Annotated in this window: 30 protein-coding genes; 1 reads left to right on the top strand and 29 read right to left on the bottom strand. The window is 65.8% G+C overall.

Translation table 11 applies throughout. The features are described 5' to 3' along the window. Window positions 1–6 precede the first annotated feature (6 nt). The 24 genes from map to rpsJ all read right to left on the bottom strand — a co-directional run bounded on the left by map (window position 7) and on the right by rpsJ (window position 12,853). A complete protein-coding gene (gene map, locus D9V36_RS25185; protein WP_129295751.1) occupies window positions 7–843 on the bottom strand; it encodes a type I methionyl aminopeptidase in 837 nt (278 codons plus the stop codon). Window positions 844–965: 122 nt separating this feature from the next. After that, a complete protein-coding gene (locus tag D9V36_RS25180) occupies window positions 966–1,622 on the bottom strand; it encodes an adenylate kinase (RefSeq protein WP_129295750.1) in 657 nt (218 codons plus the stop codon). Continuing rightward, a complete protein-coding gene (secY, locus tag D9V36_RS25175) occupies window positions 1,622–2,935 on the bottom strand; it encodes a preprotein translocase subunit SecY (protein ID WP_088798401.1) in 1,314 nt (437 codons plus the stop codon). Before secY ends, D9V36_RS25180 begins: the two co-directional genes overlap by 1 nt. Window positions 2,936–3,161: 226 nt before the next feature. Continuing rightward, window positions 3,162–3,617 carry a 50S ribosomal protein L15 gene (gene rplO, locus D9V36_RS25170; RefSeq protein WP_129295749.1) on the bottom strand — a complete coding sequence of 152 codons (456 nt, stop codon included), beginning with the start codon at window positions 3,615–3,617 and terminating at the stop codon, window positions 3,162–3,164. A 1-nt stretch (window position 3,618) separates the two neighbouring features. Then, entirely contained in the window at window positions 3,619–3,801 is a 183-nt protein-coding gene (gene rpmD / locus D9V36_RS25165; RefSeq protein ID WP_030074796.1) for a 50S ribosomal protein L30, read from the bottom strand. Further along, a complete protein-coding gene (rpsE, locus tag D9V36_RS25160) occupies window positions 3,801–4,403 on the bottom strand; it encodes a 30S ribosomal protein S5 (protein ID WP_088798403.1) in 603 nt (200 codons plus the stop codon). The genes rpmD and rpsE overlap by 1 nt, the downstream gene beginning before the upstream one ends. A gap of 46 nt (window positions 4,404–4,449) precedes the next feature. After that, on the bottom strand, window positions 4,450–4,833 hold the full coding sequence (rplR, locus tag D9V36_RS25155) for a 50S ribosomal protein L18 (RefSeq protein ID WP_129295748.1): 384 nt from the start codon (window positions 4,831–4,833) through the stop codon (window positions 4,450–4,452). A gap of 3 nt (window positions 4,834–4,836) precedes the next feature. After that, window positions 4,837–5,376, bottom strand: a complete 540-nt coding sequence (gene rplF / locus D9V36_RS25150) for a 50S ribosomal protein L6 (protein ID WP_129295747.1) — start codon at window positions 5,374–5,376, stop codon at window positions 4,837–4,839. A gap of 22 nt (window positions 5,377–5,398) precedes the next feature. Next, entirely contained in the window at window positions 5,399–5,797 is a 399-nt protein-coding gene (rpsH, locus tag D9V36_RS25145; protein ID WP_129295746.1) for a 30S ribosomal protein S8, read from the bottom strand. 237 nt (window positions 5,798–6,034) lie between these two features. Next, window positions 6,035–6,220: a type Z 30S ribosomal protein S14 gene (locus D9V36_RS25135; RefSeq protein ID WP_004571834.1), complete on the bottom strand. Its 186-nt coding sequence runs from the start codon at window positions 6,218–6,220 to the stop codon at window positions 6,035–6,037. 2 nt (window positions 6,221–6,222) lie between these two features. Next, a complete protein-coding gene (gene rplE, locus D9V36_RS25130; protein ID WP_086717611.1) occupies window positions 6,223–6,783 on the bottom strand; it encodes a 50S ribosomal protein L5 in 561 nt (186 codons plus the stop codon). Further along, on the bottom strand, window positions 6,783–7,106 hold the full coding sequence (rplX, locus tag D9V36_RS25125; protein WP_006604883.1) for a 50S ribosomal protein L24: 324 nt from the start codon (window positions 7,104–7,106) through the stop codon (window positions 6,783–6,785). The genes rplE and rplX overlap by 1 nt, the downstream gene beginning before the upstream one ends. Window positions 7,107–7,109: 3 nt before the next feature. Further along, window positions 7,110–7,478: a 50S ribosomal protein L14 gene (gene rplN / locus D9V36_RS25120; RefSeq protein ID WP_003992364.1), complete on the bottom strand. Its 369-nt coding sequence runs from the start codon at window positions 7,476–7,478 to the stop codon at window positions 7,110–7,112. A 107-nt stretch (window positions 7,479–7,585) separates the two neighbouring features. After that, entirely contained in the window at window positions 7,586–7,867 is a 282-nt protein-coding gene (rpsQ, locus tag D9V36_RS25115; protein ID WP_006604882.1) for a 30S ribosomal protein S17, read from the bottom strand. Next, on the bottom strand, window positions 7,867–8,091 hold the full coding sequence (gene rpmC, locus D9V36_RS25110; protein ID WP_018090896.1) for a 50S ribosomal protein L29: 225 nt from the start codon (window positions 8,089–8,091) through the stop codon (window positions 7,867–7,869). Before rpmC ends, rpsQ begins: the two co-directional genes overlap by 1 nt. Next, the gene (gene rplP / locus D9V36_RS25105) at window positions 8,091–8,510 is read right to left on the bottom strand and encodes a 50S ribosomal protein L16 (RefSeq protein WP_006604880.1); all 420 of its coding nucleotides are present in this window, start codon (window positions 8,508–8,510) and stop codon (window positions 8,091–8,093) included. The genes rpmC and rplP overlap by 1 nt, the downstream gene beginning before the upstream one ends. Window positions 8,511–8,515: 5 nt before the next feature. Continuing rightward, the gene (gene rpsC / locus D9V36_RS25100; protein ID WP_033269706.1) at window positions 8,516–9,343 is read right to left on the bottom strand and encodes a 30S ribosomal protein S3; all 828 of its coding nucleotides are present in this window, start codon (window positions 9,341–9,343) and stop codon (window positions 8,516–8,518) included. Further along, on the bottom strand, window positions 9,343–9,690 hold the full coding sequence (gene rplV / locus D9V36_RS25095; RefSeq protein WP_037839423.1) for a 50S ribosomal protein L22: 348 nt from the start codon (window positions 9,688–9,690) through the stop codon (window positions 9,343–9,345). Before rplV ends, rpsC begins: the two co-directional genes overlap by 1 nt. Before the next feature lie 43 nt (window positions 9,691–9,733). Continuing rightward, window positions 9,734–10,015: a 30S ribosomal protein S19 gene (gene rpsS / locus D9V36_RS25090; protein WP_018090899.1), complete on the bottom strand. Its 282-nt coding sequence runs from the start codon at window positions 10,013–10,015 to the stop codon at window positions 9,734–9,736. 12 nt (window positions 10,016–10,027) lie between these two features. Next, window positions 10,028–10,864, bottom strand: coding sequence for a 50S ribosomal protein L2 (rplB, locus tag D9V36_RS25085; RefSeq protein ID WP_088798407.1), 837 nt, complete (start codon window positions 10,862–10,864; stop codon window positions 10,028–10,030). A 39-nt stretch (window positions 10,865–10,903) separates the two neighbouring features. Continuing rightward, window positions 10,904–11,227 carry a 50S ribosomal protein L23 gene (gene rplW / locus D9V36_RS25080; protein ID WP_129295745.1) on the bottom strand — a complete coding sequence of 108 codons (324 nt, stop codon included), beginning with the start codon at window positions 11,225–11,227 and terminating at the stop codon, window positions 10,904–10,906. Then, window positions 11,227–11,877 (bottom strand): 50S ribosomal protein L4, encoded by a 651-nt coding sequence (gene rplD / locus D9V36_RS25075; protein ID WP_129295744.1) that lies wholly within the window; start codon window positions 11,875–11,877, stop codon window positions 11,227–11,229. Before rplD ends, rplW begins: the two co-directional genes overlap by 1 nt. An 8-nt stretch (window positions 11,878–11,885) precedes the next feature. Next, window positions 11,886–12,530, bottom strand: coding sequence for a 50S ribosomal protein L3 (rplC, locus tag D9V36_RS25070; RefSeq protein WP_042155856.1), 645 nt, complete (start codon window positions 12,528–12,530; stop codon window positions 11,886–11,888). Between the two features lie 14 nt (window positions 12,531–12,544). Next, window positions 12,545–12,853: a 30S ribosomal protein S10 gene (gene rpsJ / locus D9V36_RS25065; protein ID WP_003948644.1), complete on the bottom strand. Its 309-nt coding sequence runs from the start codon at window positions 12,851–12,853 to the stop codon at window positions 12,545–12,547. Window positions 12,854–13,525: 672 nt separating this feature from the next. Between rpsJ and D9V36_RS25060 the strand changes: the two genes are divergently transcribed. Continuing rightward, window positions 13,526–14,002: an SUKH-3 domain-containing protein gene (locus D9V36_RS25060; protein WP_129295743.1), complete on the top strand. Its 477-nt coding sequence runs from the start codon at window positions 13,526–13,528 to the stop codon at window positions 14,000–14,002. Between the two features lie 109 nt (window positions 14,003–14,111). Here the strand turns inward: D9V36_RS25060 and tuf are convergent, their stop codons facing one another. The 5 genes from tuf to D9V36_RS25035 form a co-directional block, all read right to left on the bottom strand. Further along, window positions 14,112–15,305, bottom strand: coding sequence for an elongation factor Tu (gene tuf, locus D9V36_RS25055; RefSeq protein WP_129295742.1), 1,194 nt, complete (start codon window positions 15,303–15,305; stop codon window positions 14,112–14,114). A 154-nt stretch (window positions 15,306–15,459) separates the two neighbouring features. Beyond that, window positions 15,460–17,580: an elongation factor G gene (gene fusA / locus D9V36_RS25050; protein ID WP_129295741.1), complete on the bottom strand. Its 2,121-nt coding sequence runs from the start codon at window positions 17,578–17,580 to the stop codon at window positions 15,460–15,462. A gap of 39 nt (window positions 17,581–17,619) precedes the next feature. Then, on the bottom strand, window positions 17,620–18,090 hold the full coding sequence (gene rpsG / locus D9V36_RS25045) for a 30S ribosomal protein S7 (protein ID WP_004571813.1): 471 nt from the start codon (window positions 18,088–18,090) through the stop codon (window positions 17,620–17,622). A 2-nt stretch (window positions 18,091–18,092) separates the two neighbouring features. Beyond that, window positions 18,093–18,464 (bottom strand): 30S ribosomal protein S12, encoded by a 372-nt coding sequence (gene rpsL, locus D9V36_RS25040; RefSeq protein ID WP_003948652.1) that lies wholly within the window; start codon window positions 18,462–18,464, stop codon window positions 18,093–18,095. Window positions 18,465–18,861: 397 nt separating this feature from the next. Beyond that, the gene (locus D9V36_RS25035; RefSeq protein WP_129298670.1) at window positions 18,862–19,344 is read right to left on the bottom strand and encodes a DUF1707 and DUF4190 domain-containing protein; all 483 of its coding nucleotides are present in this window, start codon (window positions 19,342–19,344) and stop codon (window positions 18,862–18,864) included. Between the last annotated feature and the right edge of the window lie 34 nt (window positions 19,345–19,378).

Raw genomic sequence — 19,378 nt, 5'->3', positions numbered from 1 at the left:
CGCGGGTCAGGCCAGAGGATCGGGCGCCGCGGTGATCCCCAGCTCGGCGAGCTTGGCCTTGCCGCCGTCCGGCGCGGTCAGCACCAGCGGGCCGTCCTCGGTCAGCGCGACCGAGTGCTCCCAGTGCGAGGACCAGCTGCCGTCGTTCGACTTGACCGTCCAGTCGTCGTCGAGGACGTGGGTCTTGGCCGTGCCGAGGTTGACCATCGGCTCGATGGCGATGCAGAAGCCGGGCACCAGCTTGGGGCCGCGGCCGCGCTTGCGGTCGACGTAGTTCAGCAGGTGCGGGTCCATGTGCATCTGCGAGCCGATGCCGTGGCCGCCGTAGTCCTCGACGATCCCGTACTTACCGCTGGCGGGGCGCGGCTGGCGGCGGATGTAGCCCTCGATCGCCTTGGAGATGTCGACCAGCCGGTTGCCCTTGGCGACCGCCGCGATGCCGGCCCACATCGACTCCTCGGTGACCCGGCTCAGCTCGACCAGCTCCGCGGAGTGGCCGGAGCCGACGAAGGCGGTGTACGCGGCGTCGCCGTGCCAGCCTTCGATGATCGCGCCGCAGTCGATGGAGATGATGTCGCCGTTCTGCAGCACCGTCTCGGTGTCGGGGATGCCGTGGACCACTACATCGTTGACCGAGGTGCAGATCGTCGCGGGGAAGCCGCCGTAGCCGAGGAAGTTCGACTTCGCTCCGTGCTCGGCGAGCACCTTGCGTGCCGCGTCGTCCAGGTCCTTGGTCGTGGCGCCGGGCACCGCGGCCTCCCGGGTCGCCGCGTGAATGGCGGCGACCACCAGCCCCGCCTCGCGCATCTTCGCGATCTGCTCGGGGGTCTTGATCTCCACCATGACGGCTGGCGCCTTCCTGAACCGACTGCAACGCATATCCGGCGGCCTGCACGACCGCCCCGTACACGATACGGCCGCGGCACCCTTGCGGGCACCGCGGCCGTATCGGAAACCGTTTGCTACTACGCGTCCCGCGACGGCAGAGCCGCCATGGAGCGCCGGGTGACCTCGTCGACCTTCCCCATCGCGGGGATGGTGACGACCAGGTCCTGGTCCTTGTAGTAGTCGATGATCGGCTCGGTCTCCGTGTGGTAGACCTCCAGCCGCTTGCGGACGGTCTCCTCGCGGTCGTCGTCCCGCTGGTACAGCTCGCCGCCGCAGACGTCACAGACGCCCTCGGCCTGCGGCTTGTTGTACTCCGCGTGGAAGACGTGGCTGGAGTCGTTGCGGCAGATGCGCCGGCCGGCGATCCGCTTGACGACCTCGTCCTCCGGGACCTCCAGGTCCAGGACGGCGTCCAGCGTGAGGTTCTTGTCCTTGAGGTACTCGTCCAGCGCCTTGGCCTGGCCAAGGTTGCGCGGGAAGCCGTCCAGGAGGAAACCGCCGGCCGCGTCGGGCTGCTCCATACGGTCCTCGGCCATCGCGATGGTGACCGAGTCGGGCACCAGGTTGCCGGCGTCCATGTACGACTTCGCCTCACGGCCGAGGGGCGTGCCCTGGCTGATGTTGGCGCGGAACAGGTCCCCCGTGGAGATGTGCGGGATCTCGAGGTTCTTGGCAAGGTACGCAGCCTGCGTACCCTTGCCGGCCCCCGGGGGTCCGACGAGGACGATTCGCATCAGCGGAGGAACCCTTCGTAGTTGCGCTGCTGAAGCTGGCTCTCGATCTGCTTCACGGTCTCCAGACCCACACCCACGATGATCAGGATGCTCGTCCCGCCGAACGGGAAGTTCTGGTTCGCGTTGAAAAGCACCAACGCCACTGTTGGTACGAGCGCGATCAGCCCCAGGTACAGCGAGCCCGGCCACGTGATCCGGTTGAGCACGTAGCTGAGGTACTCGGCCGTCGGGCGACCAGCCCGGATACCCGGGATGAAGCCACCATACTTCTTCATGTTGTCGGCAACTTCTTCGGGGTTGAAGCTGATGGCGACGTAGAAGAAGGCGAAGAACACGATCAGCAGGAAGTACGTAACGATGTAAACCGGGTGATTTCCCTTGGTGAAGTTGGTGGCGATCCACGTCGCCCATGCCGCCTTCGACCCGCTGAACTGTGCGATGAGGGCTGGAATGTAGAGCAGCGATGACGCGAAGATGACGGGAATCACACCCGCCTGGTTCACCTTGAGCGGGATGTAAGTGGACGTTCCGCCATAGGACCGGCGGCCGATCATCCGCTTCGCGTACTGCACCGGAATGCGCCGCTGGGCCTGCTCGACGAAGACCACCAGGGCGACCATGGCCAGGCCCACCGCGATCACCGCGAAGAACTCGATCCAGCCGTCGGCCAGCTTGCCGGTGAGCTTGATCTGCCACAGCGCGCCCGGGAAGCCGGCCGCGATGGAGATGAACATCAGGATCGACATGCCGTTGCCGATACCGCGGTCGGTGACGAGCTCACCGAGCCACATGATCAGGCCGGTGCCGGCGGTCATCGTGATGACCATGGTGATGGTGGTGAAGATCGAGTCGCTGGGGACGATCTCGCTGGCGACCGGGCAGCTCTGGAAGAGCGCACCGCTGCGGGCGGTGGCCACCAGGCCGGTGCCCTGCAGGATGGCGAGCGCCACGGTCAGGTAGCGGGTGTACTGGGTGATCTTCGCCTGCCCGGACTGGCCCTCTTTCTTGAGGGCTTCCAGCCGCGGGATCACCACGGTCAGCAGCTGGAGGATGATGCTCGCCGTGATGTACGGCATGATCCCCAGCGCGAAGATCGTGATCTGCAGCAGCGCACCACCGCTGAACATGTTCACCAGGGCGAACAACCCGCTGCTCCCGCCGGCCTGCTTCATGCAGGTCTCGACGTTCGCATAGTTGACCCCGGGGACCGGGACGTGTGCGCCGATCCGGTAGAGCACGATGATGCCCAGTGTGAACAGCAGCTTCTTGCGCAGGTCGGGCGTCTTGAACGCTCGGGCGAACGCGGTGAGCACGGTGCCTCCTGCGCCTCCCGCCTTGAGTGCGAGAGGTGACGGTCTTGAGGATCGACGAATACCTAGCGGGCAAAAACCGCGCGGGCACGGCCCGCGCGGCGGGGGTCCGGGCCGGAGCCCGGAAAACAACAGTCCATCCCACCTTACCGGCGACCATACCCCCGTGGAACGACCAACCGGGGATGCCCCAAACGATGGGCATCCCCGGTCAGTTGAGTCAGCGAACTCAGATGAGTTCGGTGACGGTGCCGCCGGCAGCGGCGATCTTCTCCTTGGCGGAGCCGGAAACGGAGTCAACCGTCACCTGCAGCGCCACGGAGATCTCGCCGGTGCCGAGCACCTTGACGAGCTCGTTCTTGCGCACCGCGCCCTTGGCAACCAGGTCGGTCACCGTGACCTCGCCACCCTGCGGGTAGAGCGCGGCCAGCTTGTCCAGGTTCACGACCTGGAACTGCTTGTGGGCGGGGTTCTTGAAGCCCTTCAGCTTCGGGAGGCGCATGTGGAGGGGCATCTGCCCGCCCTCGAAGCGCTCCGGAACCTGGTAACGGGCCTTCGTGCCCTTGGTACCACGACCAGCGGTCTTACCCTTGGACGCCTCACCACGACCGACACGGGTCTTGGCGGTCTTGGCACCCGGGGCGGGCCGGAGGTTGTGGACCTTCAGCGGGTTGTTCTCCGCCATGTCAGTCGACCTCCTCAACCGTCACGAGGTGGCGGACGGTGTGCACCATGCCGCGGAACTCGGGACGGTCCTCCTTGACAACCACGTCGTTGAGCCGCTTGAGGCCCAGCGAACGGAGGGTGTCGCGGTGGTTCTGCTTGCTACCGATGAAGGACTTCGTCTGCGTGATCTTGAGGTGCGCCATTACGCGGTCACCCCGGCACGCGCCCGCAGCAGAGCGGCGGGAGCAACGTCCTCCAGCGGCAGGCCACGACGGGCGGCGATCTCCTCGGGACGCTGCAGCCCCGAGAGAGCCTCCACCGTGGCGTGCACGATGTTGATCGGGTTCGACGAACCGAGCGACTTGCTCAGCACGTCGTGGATGCCCGCGCACTCCAGAACGGCACGCACGGGGCCACCGGCGATCACACCGGTACCGGGGGAAGCCGGCTTGAGCAGGACGACGCCCGCAGCCTTCTCGCCCTGGATGGGGTGAGGGATGGTGCCCTGGATACGGGGGACCTTGAAGAAGTTCTTCTTGGCCTCTTCCACGCCCTTGGCGATGGCAGCCGGAACTTCCTTGGCCTTGCCGTAACCGACACCTACGGTGCCGTCACCGTCGCCCACCACGACCAGCGCGGTGAAGCTGAAGCGACGGCCACCCTTGACAACCTTGGCGACACGGTTGATCGCGACAACGCGCTCAACGTATGCGGTCTTCTCGGCGGCAGCGCCACCGTCGCGACCCTTCCGGTCCCGCCGCTCGCCGCCACCGGCACCGCTCCCGCGGCGCTGGGGTCCAGCCATTGGATTTACCTCTCTCTGTTACGTCCGCTAGCTCCGGAACCGGGGCTTAGAACTTCAGCCCGGCTTCGCGGGCGGCGTCGGCCAGAGCGGCAATCCGCCCGGCGTACTGCTTGCCACCACGGTCGAACACGACGGCCTCGACACCGGCGGCCTTGGCACGCTCGGCGACCAGGGAACCGACCTGCTTGGCCTGAGCGCTCTTGTCGCCCTCGCCACCACGGATCGACGCGTCCAGGGTCGACGCCGAGGCCAGCGTGTGGCCCGCGATGTCGTCGATGACCTGAGCGGTGATGCCACGGTTGGACCGCGTCACCACCAGACGCGGACGCTCCGGGGTACCCGAAATCCGCTTACGGATGCGGATGTGGCGCCGCTTGGCGGCGGCCCGCTTGTAAGCGTCGCCCTTGGCGATCTTCACACCGTATGCCATGGCTTACTTACCAGCCTTTCCGACCTTGCGGCGGATGACCTCGCCGGCGTACTTGACGCCCTTGGCCTTGTACGGGTCAGGCTTGCGCAGCTTGCGGATGTTCGCCGCAACCTCGCCGACCTTCTGCTTGTCGATGCCCTCGACGCTGAGCTTGGTCGGGGACTCGACCTTGAAGGAGATGCCCTCGGGGGCCTCGATCAGGATCGGGTGGCTGTAGCCCAGCGAGAACTCCAGGTTGGAGCCCTTCGCCTGGACGCGGTAACCGACACCGCTGATCTCGAGCGCCTTGCTGAATCCCTGGGTCACGCCGGTGATCATGTTCGCCACCAGCGTGCGGGACAGGCCGTGCAGGGCCTTGTTCTGACGCTCGTCGTTCGGGCGGGAGACGTTGATGACGCCGTCCTCACCCTTGGCGACCTCGATGGGAGCCGCGACGGTGTGCGAGAGGGAACCCTTGGGGCCCTTCACCGCGACCGTACGGCCATCGATGGTGACGTCCACACCAGCGGGAACCTGGATGGGCAGCTTGCCAATACGCGACATTAGCTATTCCTCCGTTCCCTGGTTACCAGACGTAGGCGAGGACTTCCCCACCCACGCCCTTCTTGCTGGCCTGCTGACCGGTCAGGAGACCGTGGGACGTGGAGATGATCGCCACGCCCAGGCCGCCGAGGACCTTCGGCAGGTTGGTGGACTTTGCGTAGACCCGCAGGCCCGGCTTCGAGATCCGCTTGATGCCGGCGATCGAGCGCTCGCGGTTCGGGCCGAACTTCAGCTCGAGGACGAGGTTCTTGCCAACCTCGGCGTCCTCGACGCGCCAGCCGGTGATGTAACCCTCCTGCTGGAGGATCTCCGCGATGTGCGACTTGATCTTGCTGTGCGGCATCACGACGTCGTCGTGGTATGCCGAGTTCGCGTTCCGCAGACGGGTCAGCATGTCTGCGATGGGATCAGTCATGGTCATGAATTGGCCTTCGGCCTCTCTCGCCGGGGTTTCCTATGTGCGCCATCCCTCTCCCCGATCAGAGTCGGGACGGGTGCGGCGCGGGGACCTACGGCGTAGTAAGCGACGTTATGCGGGCTCGGCCCGCGGTCGGTCTCGGGCGGCGGGGCGCCCAAACCCTTCTACCCTACGGGAAAAAGGGGTGGGGCGCCCGCCGGCCGAATGCTTACCGAGAGCCCTGGCATCCCAACTAGGGGATTACCAGGAGCTCTTGGTCACGCCCGGCAGCTCGCCACGGTGAGCCATCTCACGAAGGCACACGCGGCAGAGGCCGAACTTGCGGTAGACGGAGTGCGGACGGCCGCAGCGCTGGCAACGCGTGTACGCGCGGACAGCAAACTTCGGCTTACGAGCCGCCTTAGCGATCAGAGCCTTCTTCGCCACGGTCAGTTCTCCTTGAACGGGAAGCCGAGGTGACGAAGCAGGGCGCGGCCCTCATCGTCGTTGGACGCCGTGGTGACCACGGTGATGTCCATGCCCCGCGTCCGGTCGATCTTGTCCTGGTCGATCTCGTGGAACATGACCTGCTCCGTGAGACCGAAGGTGTAGTTGCCCCGACCGTCGAACTGCTTCGGGGACAGACCACGGAAGTCGCGGATGCGCGGCAGCGCCAGCGACAGCAGGCGGTCCAGGAACTCCCACATGCGGTCACCGCGGAGGGTGACGTGGGCACCGATCGGCTGGCCCTCACGCAGCTTGAACTGCGCGATGGACTTACGGGCCTTGGTGACGGCCGGCTTCTGTCCGGTGATCGTGGTGAGGTCGCGGATGGCGCCCTCGATCAGCTTGGAGTCGCGGGCGGCGTCGCCCACACCCATGTTGACCACGATCTTGGTCAGACCGGGGATCTGCATGACGTTCTCGAGCGAGAACTCGTCCTTCAGCTTCCCGGCGATCTCTTCGCGGTAGCGCGTCTTGAGACGCGGCGCGTTGGTGGTGGCAGTCATCAGATGTCCTCACCGGTCCGCTTGGCAACGCGGATCTTGTTGCCCTCGTCGTCGAAGCGGTATCCGACGCGGGTGACGACCTTGTTGCCGTCCTTCTCCACCACGAGCTGAACGTTGCTCACGTGGACAGGGGCTTCGGTCGTCACGATGCCGCCGGTCTTCGAACCACGAGCGGTCTGTCCGGCCTTGGTGTGCTTCTTGACCCGGTTGACACCCTCGACCAGGACACGGTCCTCACGGGGGAAGGCCTGAATGACCTTGCCCTGCTTGCCCTTGTCCTTACCGGTGATGACCTGGACCAGGTCGCCCTTCTTGATCTTCATCGGTTACAGCACCTCCGGCGCGAGCGAGATGATCTTCATGAACTTCTTCTCGCGCAGCTCCCGGCCCACGGGGCCGAAGATGCGGGTGCCGCGGGGGTCGCCATCGTTCTTGAGGATGACGGCCGCGTTCTCGTCGAAGCGGATGTACGAGCCGTCGGGACGGCGGCGCTCCTTGACGGTCCGAACGATGACCGCCTTGATGACGTCACCCTTCTTCACGTTGCCACCGGGGATCGCATCCTTCACGGTGGCAACGATGACGTCACCGATGCCCGCGTAGCGGCGACCGGAACCACCGAGAACACGGATGCAAAGGATCTCCTTCGCACCAGTGTTGTCGGCGACCCGAAGTCGCGACTCCTGCTGGATCACGTCTATCTCCTGTGTGTCTGCCGGTTCCCGGCAGGGGCCGCCTCGTACGAGACGAAGCCCCTGCCGAGCCTGGCGGAACTGTTCCTAGGGGGTCCCCCTAGGAGGGATTACTTGGCCTTCTCGAGGATCTCGACGATGCGCCAGCGCTTGGTGGCGGACAGCGGCCGGGTCTCCATCAGGAGGACGCGGTCGCCGACACCGGCAGCGTTCTGCTCGTCGTGCGCCTTGAGCTTGTTGGTACGGCGGATGACCTTGCCGTACAGCGCGTGCTTGACACGGTCCTCGACAGCGACGACGACGGTCTTGTCCATCTTGTCGCTGACGACGAGACCCTCACGGGTCTTGCGGAAACCGCGCTCGTTCGTCTCAGTCACATTCTTCTCGCTCATCAGGCGCTCTCCACCGTCTCGATGCCCAGCTCGCGCTCACGCATCAGGGTGTAGATCCGGGCGATGTCCTTACGGACGGACTTGAGCCGACCGTGGTTCTCGAGCTGTCCGGTCGCCGCCTGGAAGCGGAGGTTGAACAGCTCCTCCTTGGCCTCACGAAGCTTGCCGACGAGGTCCTCGTCATTCAGCTCGCGCAGCTCGGTCGCCTTGGTACCGGCCGCCATCACGACTCACCTGCCTCGCGCCGCACGATGCGGCACTTCATCGGAAGCTTGTGGGCGGCGCGGGTCAGCGCCTCCTTGGCAACCTTTTCGTTCGGGAAGGACAGCTCGAACATCACCCGACCGGGCTTGACGTTCGCGACCCACCACTCCGGAGAACCCTTACCGGAACCCATGCGGGTTTCGGCCGGCTTCTTCGTGAGCGGGCGGTCCGGGTAAATGTTGATCCAGACCTTGCCGCCACGCTTGATGTGACGGGTCATCGCGATACGAGCGGACTCGATCTGACGGTTCGTCACGTAAGCCGGGGTGACGGCCTGGATGCCGTACTCACCGAAGGCCAGCTCGGTGCCACCCTTGGCCATACCGCTGCGCTTCGGGTGGTGCTGCTTGCGGTGCTTGACCCTGCGAGGGATCAGCATGTCGGTCAGGCCTCCGTTCCGGGGGTCTCCGCCGGAGCAGCGGCTGCGGCCTCGGCCTTGGGGGCCTCGGCAGCGGCGCTCTGCTGCTGCGGCTTGCGGCCACCGCGGCCGCCACGCTCGCCACCGCGGCGCGGGCGGTCGTTGCCGCCACCGCGGGCCGGGCGGTTACCCGCACGGGCGGCAGCGTTCTCGGCACGCACCTCGGCGATGTTCTTGACGTCGCCCTTGTAGATCCAGACCTTCACGCCGATGCGGCCGAAGGTGGTCTTGGCCTCGAAGAAGCCGTAGTCGACGTTCGCACGGAGCGTGTGCAGGGGCACACGGCCCTCGCGGTAGAACTCCGAGCGGGACATCTCGGCACCGCCGAGACGGCCACCACACTGGATCTTGATGCCCTTGGCGCCGGCCTTCATCGTCGACTGCATGCTCTTACGCATGGCGCGACGGAAGGAGACGCGGGAGGACAGCTGCTCGGCGACGGCCTGGGCCACCAGCTGAGCATCGGTCTCGGGGTTCTTGACCTCGAGGATGTTCAGCTGGACCTGCTTGCCGGTCAGCTTCTCCAGCTCGCCGCGGATGCGGTCGGCCTCGGCGCCGCGGCGGCCGATGACGATGCCCGGACGAGCGGTGTGGATGTCAACGCGGACGCGCTCACGGGTGCGCTCGATCTCCACCTTGGAGATACCGGCGCGCTCCATGCCCTTCGTCATCATGCGACGAATGGCGACGTCTTCCTTGACGTAGTCCTTGTACAGCTTGTCGGCGTACCAACGCGACTTGAAGTCGGTGGTGATGCCGAGCCGGAACCCGTGCGGGTTAACCTTCTGGCCCATTACCGGGTTCCTTCCTTGCTGCTGACGACCACGGTGATGTGGCTGGTCCGCTTGCGGATCCGGTAGGCACGGCCCTGGGCGCGCGGACGGAACCGCTTCAGGGTCGGGCCCTCGTCGACGTATGCCTCGGAGATGACGAGGCTGCCGGCGTCGGTGTGGTCGTAGTTGTGCGCGGCGTTGGCAATGGCGCTGTCCAGCACCTTGCCCACCGGCACGCTCGCGGCCTGCGGGGCGAAACGCAGGACCGCCTGAGCCTCCGTGGCATTCATGCCACGGATAAGGTCCACCACGCGGCGGGCCTTCATGGGCGTGACGCGGATGTACCGCGCCTGGGCCCTGGCTTCCATGGTTGTCCCTTCGGTGTCAGTCATAGTCTTCGCACTCCGCCGATCAACGACGCCGCGACTTGCGGTCGTCCTTCTCGTGGCCGCGGAAGGTGCGGGTCGGCGCAAACTCGCCGAGCTTGTGGCCGACCATCGACTCGGTGACGAACACCGGGACGTGCTTGCGGCCGTCGTGCACCGCGATCGTGTGGCCGAGCATGGCCGGGACGATCATGGAGCGGCGGGACCAGGTCTTGATGACGTTCTTGGTGCCGGCATCGTTCTGAACATCCACCTTCTTGGAAAGGTGGTCGTCGACGAAGGGCCCCTTCTTGAGACTGCGCGGCATCTAAACCCGCTCCTAGCGCTTCTTGTTCGTCTTGCGGCGGCGGACGATGTACTTGTTGCTCGCCTTCTTCGGCGAACGAGTACGACCCTCCTTCTGACCCCACGGCGAGACCGGGTGGCGACCACCGGAAGTCTTGCCTTCACCACCACCGTGCGGGTGGTCGACGGGGTTCATCACGACACCACGCACGGTCGGGCGGACGCCCTTCCAGCGCATGCGGCCGGCCTTACCCCAGTTGATGTTCGACTGCTCGGCGTTGCCGACCTCGCCGACGGTGGCGCGGCAGCGCACGTCGACCAGGCGGATCTCACCGGACGGCATACGAAGGTGAGCCATGCGGCCCTCCTTCGCCAGCAGCTGCACGGAGGCACCGGCCGAGCGGGCGAACTTCGCACCGCCGCCCGGACGCAGCTCGATCGCGTGGATCGTCGTACCCACGGGGATGTGACGCAGCGGCAGGTTGTTGCCCGGCTTGATGTCGGCGCCAGCGCCGTTCTCAATCCGAGCACCCTGGACCAGGCCACGGGGCGCGATGATGTAGCGCTTCTCGCCGTCTGCGTAGTGCAGGAGCGCGATGCGCGCGGTGCGGTTCGGGTCGTACTCGATGTGCGCGACCTTGGCCGGCACGCCGTCCTTGTCGTGACGACGGAAGTCGATCACTCGGTAGGCGCGCTTGTGGCCACCGCCCTGGTGGCGAACGGTCACACGACCGGCGTTGTTACGGCCGCCCTTGCTGTGCAGCGGGCGGACCAGCGACTTCTCCGGCGTGGACCGCGTGATCTCGACAAAGTCGGCGACGCTGGAGCCACGACGGCCCGGGGTCGTCGGCTTGTACTTGCGGATACCCATTTCTCAGTCCTCGTCCGATTCCGGACGACTCGGACTCCGTTAGGAGACCGGGCCGCCGAAGATGTCGATACGGTCGCCCTCGGCGAGGGTCACGATGGCGCGCTTGGTGTTCGCACGCTTGCCGTAACCGGTGCGGGTGCGCTTGCGCTTGCCCTGCCGGTTGATCGTGTTGACCCCGGTGACCTTGACCGAGAAGACCGCCTCGACGGCCTGCTTGATCTGGGTCTTGTTCGAGCCCGGCGCGACGATGAACGTGTACTTGTTCTCGTCCAGCAGGGCGTAGCTCTTCTCCGAGACAACCGGCTTGACGAGCACGTCACGCGGGTCCGAGAAGTTCTTGCTGGTGACGACGGCCTCAGTCATCAGGCGTCGCTCCCTTCGGTCTCAGCGGCCTTGGGGCCAGACACGAAGGACTCGAAAGCGGCCTTGGTGAAGACCACGTCGTCGGAGACGAGCACGTCGTACGTGTTCAGCTGGCCCGGCTCCAGGATGTGAACCTGGGGCAGGTTGCGGGCGGACAGCCACGCGGCCTCGTCGCTGCGCTCGGCGACCAGGAGCACGTTCTTGCGCTCGCTGACCTTGCCGAGGAGAGTCTTGGCGGCCTTGGTGGAGATGTCGCCCTCGACCACGCCGGAAACGACGTGGATACGGCTGTTGCGGGCCCGGTCGGTGAGGGCACCGCGCAGGGCGGCGACCTTCATCTTCTTCGGGGTCCGCTGGCTGTAGTCACGCGGCACGGGGCCGTGGACGATGCCACCGCCGGCGAACTGCGGCGCGCGGGTCGAACCCTGACGCGCACGGCCGGTGCCCTTCTGGCGGTACGGCTTCTTGCCACCGCCGCGGACCTCGCCGCGAGTCTTGGTCTTGTGCGTGCCCTGACGGGCCGCGGCCAGCTGCGCGACAACGACCTGGTGGATCAGCGGAACGCTGACCTTGGCGTCGAAGATCTCCGTGGGGAGCTCGACGCTACCGGCCTTGTCGCCTGCCGGCGAAAGGATGTCAATGGTGCTCATCGGTTACCTCAGGCCCCCTTGGCCGCGGTACGGACCAGGACGAGGCCGCCGTTCGGACCAGGAACTGCGCCCTTGATGAGCAGCAGGCCCTTCTCCGCGTCAACGGCATGGACGGTCAGGTTCTGGGTGGTGACCCGCTCATTGCCCATACGGCCGGCCATCCGCATGCCCTTGAACACGCGGCCCGGGGTGGCGCAGCCACCGATGGAGCCAGGCTTACGGTGCACGCGGTGGGCACCGTGGGAGGCCTTGCCGCCATGGAAGCCGTGACGCTTCATGACACCGGCGAAGCCCTTGCCCTTGCTCTTGCCGGTCACGTCCACCTTGACGCCGGACTCGAAGGTCTCAGCGGTCAGCTCCTGGCCGAGGGTGTACTCGCCGGCGTCGGCGGTACGGACCTCGACGAGGTGACGACGGGGGGTGACGTCGGCCTTCGCGAAGTGGCCCTTGAGGGGCTTGTTCACCTTGCGCGGGTCGATCTCGCCGAAGGCGATCTGGACGGAGTCGTAACCGTCCTGGTCATTGGTGCGCACCTGGGTAACGACACAGGGGCCGGCCTTCACCACGGTCACCGGGACGACACGGTTGTTCTCGTCCCAGACCTGGGTCATGCCGAGCTTCTCGCCCAGGATGCCCTTGATCTGCTTTGCCATCTCTTCCGCGCCTCTCAGAGCTTGATCTCGATGTCAACGCCGGCCGGAAGGTCCAGGCGCATCAGCGAGTCAACGGTCTTGGGCGTCGGGTCGAGGATGTCGATCAGGCGCTTGTGCGTGCGCATCTCGAAGTGCTCGCGCGAGTCCTTGTACTTGTGCGGCGACTTGATGACGCAGTACACGTTCTTTTCAGTGGGCAGCGGCACCGGGCCCGCGACCGACGCACCAGTACGGGTCACCGTCTCGACGATCTTCTTCGCCGAGGAGTCGATGACCTCGTGGTCGTAGGCCTTGAGCCGGATGCGGATCTTCTGTCCCGCCATGGCTACTTCGTAGTCCTGTCTCTCGTAAACGCTCTGGGACCCGGCGTGCTGTGCTCCGTGAGAAGCACCGCCCTACCTCCGACCCCCGCGGTCGGGCGTGTCGCGCCCCTTCCGGTAAATCCCCACAAGGAGGATCCCTCTGGAAGGAATGCGTGGGGGTAGGACACCCACCGGGCGCCTGGCCGAGGCACCCCGCTGACGCTTCCCGGAAGATTCCCGTATTTCCGACCCTGAGAAGGGACGACGAATACCTGGGACTCGCTTCCAGTCCTCCCGGCGGGAGGCGCGCAGCATCGGCACTCAACCGAGCAACCTGGACAGTGTGCCATACAGGCCACGGCACTGGCCAACTGAAGCGGGAGACACTACCCGACCGCCGGGCCGAGCGGGTGTTCCCTCGGCCGCCACCACCCTGACTCGCTTCACACCGGCGGCCCGTGGGCGGCGCGCAGCGGATGGTGGCTCATCGGGCCGGCGGTGACGCTTCCGTGCTCCGCGGTCCATCGATTCTGCCCCTCGTCGAGATCGGCGGGGCCGGTCGCCGATACCGGCGAAGTGGAATATGAGCACGCCGAAAACACCCTCCTTGCCGCACTCTCGGACCACTATTCTCCAGGCCGGGCAGCAGGCCTGCACAGGCACCACGGATCCACAGCATGAAGGGCCTCGAATATGGTGATCGCGCCGACACGGGAAGAGATAGATCAGCTCTTCACCGACGCGGGATGGCATCCCGATCGCGACGTCTCCGAAAGGCTCGGGGAATTGGCGGAGTTCGTCATTGCCGACCTGGCAGCACACGGTTGCCAGGTCAGACTCTTCCCGGAAGCAGAGGCCTTCTTGCGCTCGTACGGGTTCTTGGACGTGCCCTTCTCCCCTGCCGCCGGGAACACGGACCGCTTCAACACCTGCGCAAGATTCTGCAGCAATAAGGCCGAGCAGATCTCCGAAACCATGGACGATACGCAACAACCAGTGTTTCCCATCGGATGGGAAAGAATCGAGAATGGGCTCGTGGTAATGGACCCCAATAATCGGATGTATTACCTGCACCATACCGGCACCTACTACGCAGGAACAGGAATGCACGAAGCATTTTCCAATCTGCGTACGGTGCGCCTTCAGCCCATCGAGGAATACCTCTACTGACCCGCCCGGGCCCCCGCCCCGAACACCAAGGAGCCCCGCCCACCTGACGGTGAGCGGGGCTCCTTGTGAGCTCCGGGGAGCTACGACCGGGTCGACCGGATCAACGGAATTACTTGTTGATCTTGGTGACCTGGCCGGCGCCGACGGTCCGGCCACCCTCACGGATGGCGAACTTCAGGCCCTCCTCCATGGCGACCGGCTGGATCAGCTCGACCGACATCTCGGTGTTGTCGCCCGGCATGACCATCTCGGTGCCCTCGGGGAGGGTCACGACGCCGGTCACGTCCGTGGTACGGAAGTAGAACTGCGGGCGGTAGTTGTTGAAGAACGGGGTGTGGCGGCCACCCTCGTCCTTCGACAGGATGTAGGCCTGGGCCTCGAACGAGGTGTGCGGCGTGACCGAGCCCGGCTTGATGATGACCTGGCCGCGCTCGACGTCCTCGCGCTTGATGCCACGGAGGAGCAGACCGACGTTCTCACCGGCCTGGCCCTCGTCGAGGAGCTTCCGGAACATCTCGATGCCGGTGACCGTGGTGGTGGTCTTCTCGGTCTTGATGCCGATGATGTCGACGGTCTCGTTGACCTTGAGGACACCACGCTCGATACGACCGGTGACAACGGTGCCACGGCCGGTGATCGTGAAGACGTCCTCGATCGGCATCAGGAACGGCTTGTCGACGTCACGCTCGGGCTGCGGGATCGACTCGTCGACGGCGGCCATGAGCTTGAGGACGGAGTCGCCCCACTCCTTGTCGCCCTCGAGCGCCTTGAGCGCCGAGACCTTGACGACCGGAACGTCGTCGCCGGGGAACTCGTACTCGGAGAGGAGCTCACGGACCTCGAGCTCGACGAGCTCCAGGATCTCCTCGTCGTCCACCATGTCGGCCTTGTTCAGGGCGACAACGATGTACGGAACGCCGACCTGGCGGGCCAGGAGCACGTGCTCCTTGGTCTGCGGCATCGGGCCGTCGGTGGCGGCAACCACGAGGATGGCGCCGTCCATCTGCGCCGCACCCGTGATCATGTTCTTGATGTAGTCCGCGTGACCGGGGCAGTCGACGTGGGCGTAGTGACGGTTCTCCGTCTGGTACTCGACGTGCGCGATCGAGATCGTGATACCGCGCTGGCGCTCCTCAGGAGCCTTGTCGATCTGGTCGAAGGCCGAGGCCTCGTTCAGCTCCGGGTACGCGTCGTGCAGCACCTTGGTAATGGCGGCCGTGAGGGTCGTCTTACCGTGGTCAATGTGACCGATGGTGCCGATGTTGACGTGCGGCTTAGTCCGCTCGAACTTCGCCTTCGCCACTGGTTCCTCCTGAAGTGGTTCTGTACGCCTTACTCATCGGCGCCAGGTGATCTTTGCTGGGATGCCGGCTGACGGGGCAATCCTCACGGATGCGGGGATTACCCCATCAGACGGTGTCAAGCCTAAAGCGTGTTCCGACTCCGCGGAGACGGGACTACTCGCCCTTGGCCTTCGCGATGATCTCCTCGGCGACGTTCCGGGGAACCTCGGCGTAGGAGTCGAACTGCATCGAGTAGCTCGCGCGACCCGACGTCTTGCTGCGGAGGTCTCCGACGTAGCCGAACATCTCCGACAGGGGAACCAGGCCCGTGACGAGCTTGGCGCCGCTGCGCTCTTCCATGGACTGGATCTGACCACGGCGCGAGTTGATGTCGCCGATCACGTCGCCCATGTAGTCCTCGGGCGTGGTGACCTCGACCTTCATCATCGGCTCGAGCAGGGCCGGGGAGGCCTTGCGCGCGGCCTCCTTGAAGGCCATCGAACCGGCGATCTTGAAGGCCATTTCCGACGAGTCGACCTCGTGGAAGGCACCGTCGAGCAGGGTGACCTTGACACCGGTCAGCGGGTAGCCGGCGAGAACACCGAACTCCATGGCCTCCTGGCAGCCCGCGTCCACCGACGGGATGTACTCCCGCGGGATACGGCCACCGGTGACCTTGTTCTCGAACTCGTACCCGTCGCCCTCGAGCGGCGCGATCGCGATCTGCACCTTCGCGAACTGGCCGGAACCGCCAGTCTGCTTCTTGTGCGTGTAGTCGAGACGCTCGACCGGCTTGCGCAGGGTCTCGCGGTACGCGACCTGCGGCTTGCCGACGTTGGCCTCGACCCGGAACTCACGCTTCATACGGTCGACCAGCACGTCGAGGTGCAGCTCGCCCATACCCGCGATGATGGTCTGGCCGGTCTCCTCGTCGGTGTGCACCTGGAACGAGGGGTCCTCTTCGGCGAGGCGCTGGATGGCGACACCCAGCTTCTCCTGGTCGCCCTTGGACTTGGGCTCGATGGCGACCTGGATGACCGGGGCCGGGAACTCCATCGATTCCAGGATCACCGGCTTGCCCGCGTCGCAGAGGGTCTCACCGGTGGTGGTCTGCTTCAGACCCATGACGGCGACGATGTCACCGGCACCCACCGACTCGATCTCCTCACGCTTGTTCGCGTGCATCCGGTAGATCTTGCCGATGCGCTCCTTCTTGCCCTTCACCGAGTTCTGCACCTGCGAGCCGGCCTCGAGGCGGCCCGAGTACACCCGGATGAAGGTGAGCTTGCCCAGGTGGGGGTCGCTCGCAATCTTGAACGCGAGGGCGGACAGCGGCTCGTCCTCGGACGGCTTGCGCTTGATGACCTCTTCCGGGTCGTTGACCGCGTGGCCTTCGATGGCCTCGACGTCCAACGGGGAGGGGAGGTAGCGCACGACCGCGTCGAGCAGGGGCTGGACGCCCTTGTTCTTGAACGCGGTACCGCAGAACACCGGGGTCACGGTGGTGTTCTCGGCCTTGCCCGAAGCGATGGTGATCCGGCGGATCGCCGCGTAGAGCTGCTCCACGGTGGGCTCCTGGCCCTCCAGGTACAGCTCCATGATCTCTTCATCGTTCTCGGCAACGGCCTCGAGCAGCTTGCCGCGCCACTCGTCGGCAGCCTCGATGTGCGTGTCCGGGATGTCGACGGTGTCGTACATCTCGCCCTTGGCAGCCTCGGCCGACCAGACCAGGGCCTTCATGGTGACGAGGTCGACGACGCCCTTGAAGTCCGCCTCGGTGCCGATCGGGAGCTGCATCACGATCGGGGTCGCGCCAAGGCGGTCCACGATCATGTCGACGCAGCGGTGGAACTCGGCGCCCGTGCGGTCGAGCTTGTTGACGAAGCAGATACGCGGCACGCCGTAGCGGTCCGCCTGACGCCAGACGGTCTCGGACTGGGGCTCGACACCGGCAACGCCGTCGAACACCGTCACCGCACCGTCCAGGACGCGCAGCGAGCGCTCCACCTCGACCGTGAAGTCGACGTGGCCCGGGGTGTCGATGATGTTGATGGTGTTGTCGACGTTTTCCAGCGGCCAGTGGCAGGTCGTCGCGGCAGACGTGATGGTGATGCCGCGCTCCTGCTCCTGCTCCATCCAGTCCATCGTGGCAGCGCCGTCGTGGACCTCACCGATCTTGTACGAAACACCGGTGTAGAACAGGATCCGCTCGGTGGTGGTCGTCTTGCCCGCGTCGATGTGGGCCATGATCCCGATGTTGCGGACCTTGGCCAGGTCAAGCGAAGTGGTGGCCATAGTGGCTCAATCTTCTCTCGGTCTCGATGTGGGTTGCGACTACCAGCGGTAGTGCGCGAAGGCCTTGTTGGACTCGGCCATCTTGTGCGTGTCCTCACGCTTCTTGACCGAAGCGCCGAGGCCGTTGGAGGCGTCGAGCAGTTCGTTCATGAGGCGCTCGGTCATGGTCTTCTCACGGCGGGCGCGGGAGTAGCCCACGAGCCAGCGCAGCGAGAGGGTGGCGGCGCGGCCGGGCTTGACCTCGACCGGGACCTGGTAGGTCGCGCCACCGACACGGCGGGACTTGACCTCAAGGGTCGGCTTGATGTTCTCGAGCGCGCGCTTGAGCGTGATGACCGGGTCGTTGCCGGTCTTCTCGCGCAGACCCTCCATGGCGCCGTAAACGATGCGCTCGGCGGTGGAGCGCTTTCCGTTCAGCAGCACCTTGTTGATGAGGGAGGTCACCAGAGGAGAACCGTAGACCGGGTCGATGATGACCGGGCGCTTCGGGGCGGGGCCCTTACGAGGCATTCTTACTTCTCCTTCTTGGCGCCGTAGCGGCTGCGAGCCTGCTTGCGGTTCTTGACGCCCTGCGTGTCGAGGGAGCCGCGGATGATCTTGTACCGAACACCCGGCAGGTCCTTCACACGACCACCACGCACGAGCACGATCGAGTGCTCCTGCAGGTTGTGGCCCTCACCCGGAATGTAAGCGGTGACCTCGATCCCGCTGGTCAGACGCACACGCGCGACCTTACGCAGGGCCGAGTTCGGCTTCTTCGGGGTGGTCGTGAAAACACGCGTGCAGACGCCACGGCGCTGGGGGGAACCCTCGAGCGCGGGCGTCTTGTTCTTCTCGACCTTGTCCTGCCGGCCCTTGCGGACCAGCTGCTGGATCGTAGGCACCGTTTCTCCGGTTTCTGTGTGCCAGTCTCGGTAAAGCTAACCTGGAACATTCCCCGACCCACGCGGTCGGGTGTGTCGAATACTGCAGTCCGGTCCCTCGCTGGAACGAGTGAGGCGGCAGATTGCGGTGTCAAAACCCGGCTTCCGTGCTGTGACTCTCCCGGCCGGAGGCCGTGGAGAATTGCGCGCGCGGCAGCCCAGGGACACCCCAGGCACAAGGTCAGAGCGTACCTACCGCATGGGCTGCGGTCAAAACAAATGCACACGCGAAGGACACGCCGGACTCCTCACGGCGTTGCGGTCACCGTAGTGCGATCGGCGACCGTACGGAAGAAGGCGCCGCCCCGCTGCCTCGGCCGCTGTGCCGCGGCCGCCTGCCGCCCGGGCCGCGGACCACTCAGAGGTGGGCCGCCGCCGACAGGATGAAGACCAGCAGAACCAGCGCCCAGCCGCCGATCGCCAGCCAGCCCAGCACCAGCCCCGTGATGGCCTGGCCGTCCCCGCGCTCCCCCGAGCGCCGGATCTCGGCACGCGCCTTGTGTCCCAGGATCACCGCCGGAATCGCCGTGAGCCCCCAGGTCACCGGCGTCATGATCCCGCAGACCAGTGCGCCCGTCGCCGAGGAGTTGGTGTGCACCGGCACCGGCATCTGCATCGGCATGAACGTCGCCGGCACCATCGGGCGCTGCGGCTGGAACTGCGCCTGCGGTACCGGCCCCTGCGGAAGATCCGCGACCAGCAGCTGCAGCTCGGCGTGGGTCTGCGCCTTGTAGGCCCGCCCTATCCGCTGCTCGTACTCCGGCTGCTGCAGCCGCCCCTCGGCGAATCCCGCCTTGAGCACATCGACCGCCCGCTCGCGATCAGCGTGCGAGGCGCGCATCGCCGACACCTGATGCGACGGCTGAGCCGACTGC

It is taken from the genome of Streptomyces lydicus, assembly GCF_004125265.1.
Taxonomy (GTDB): domain Bacteria; phylum Actinomycetota; class Actinomycetes; order Streptomycetales; family Streptomycetaceae; genus Streptomyces; species Streptomyces lydicus_C.
This window is presented reverse-complemented; position numbering and strand designations above follow the sequence as displayed.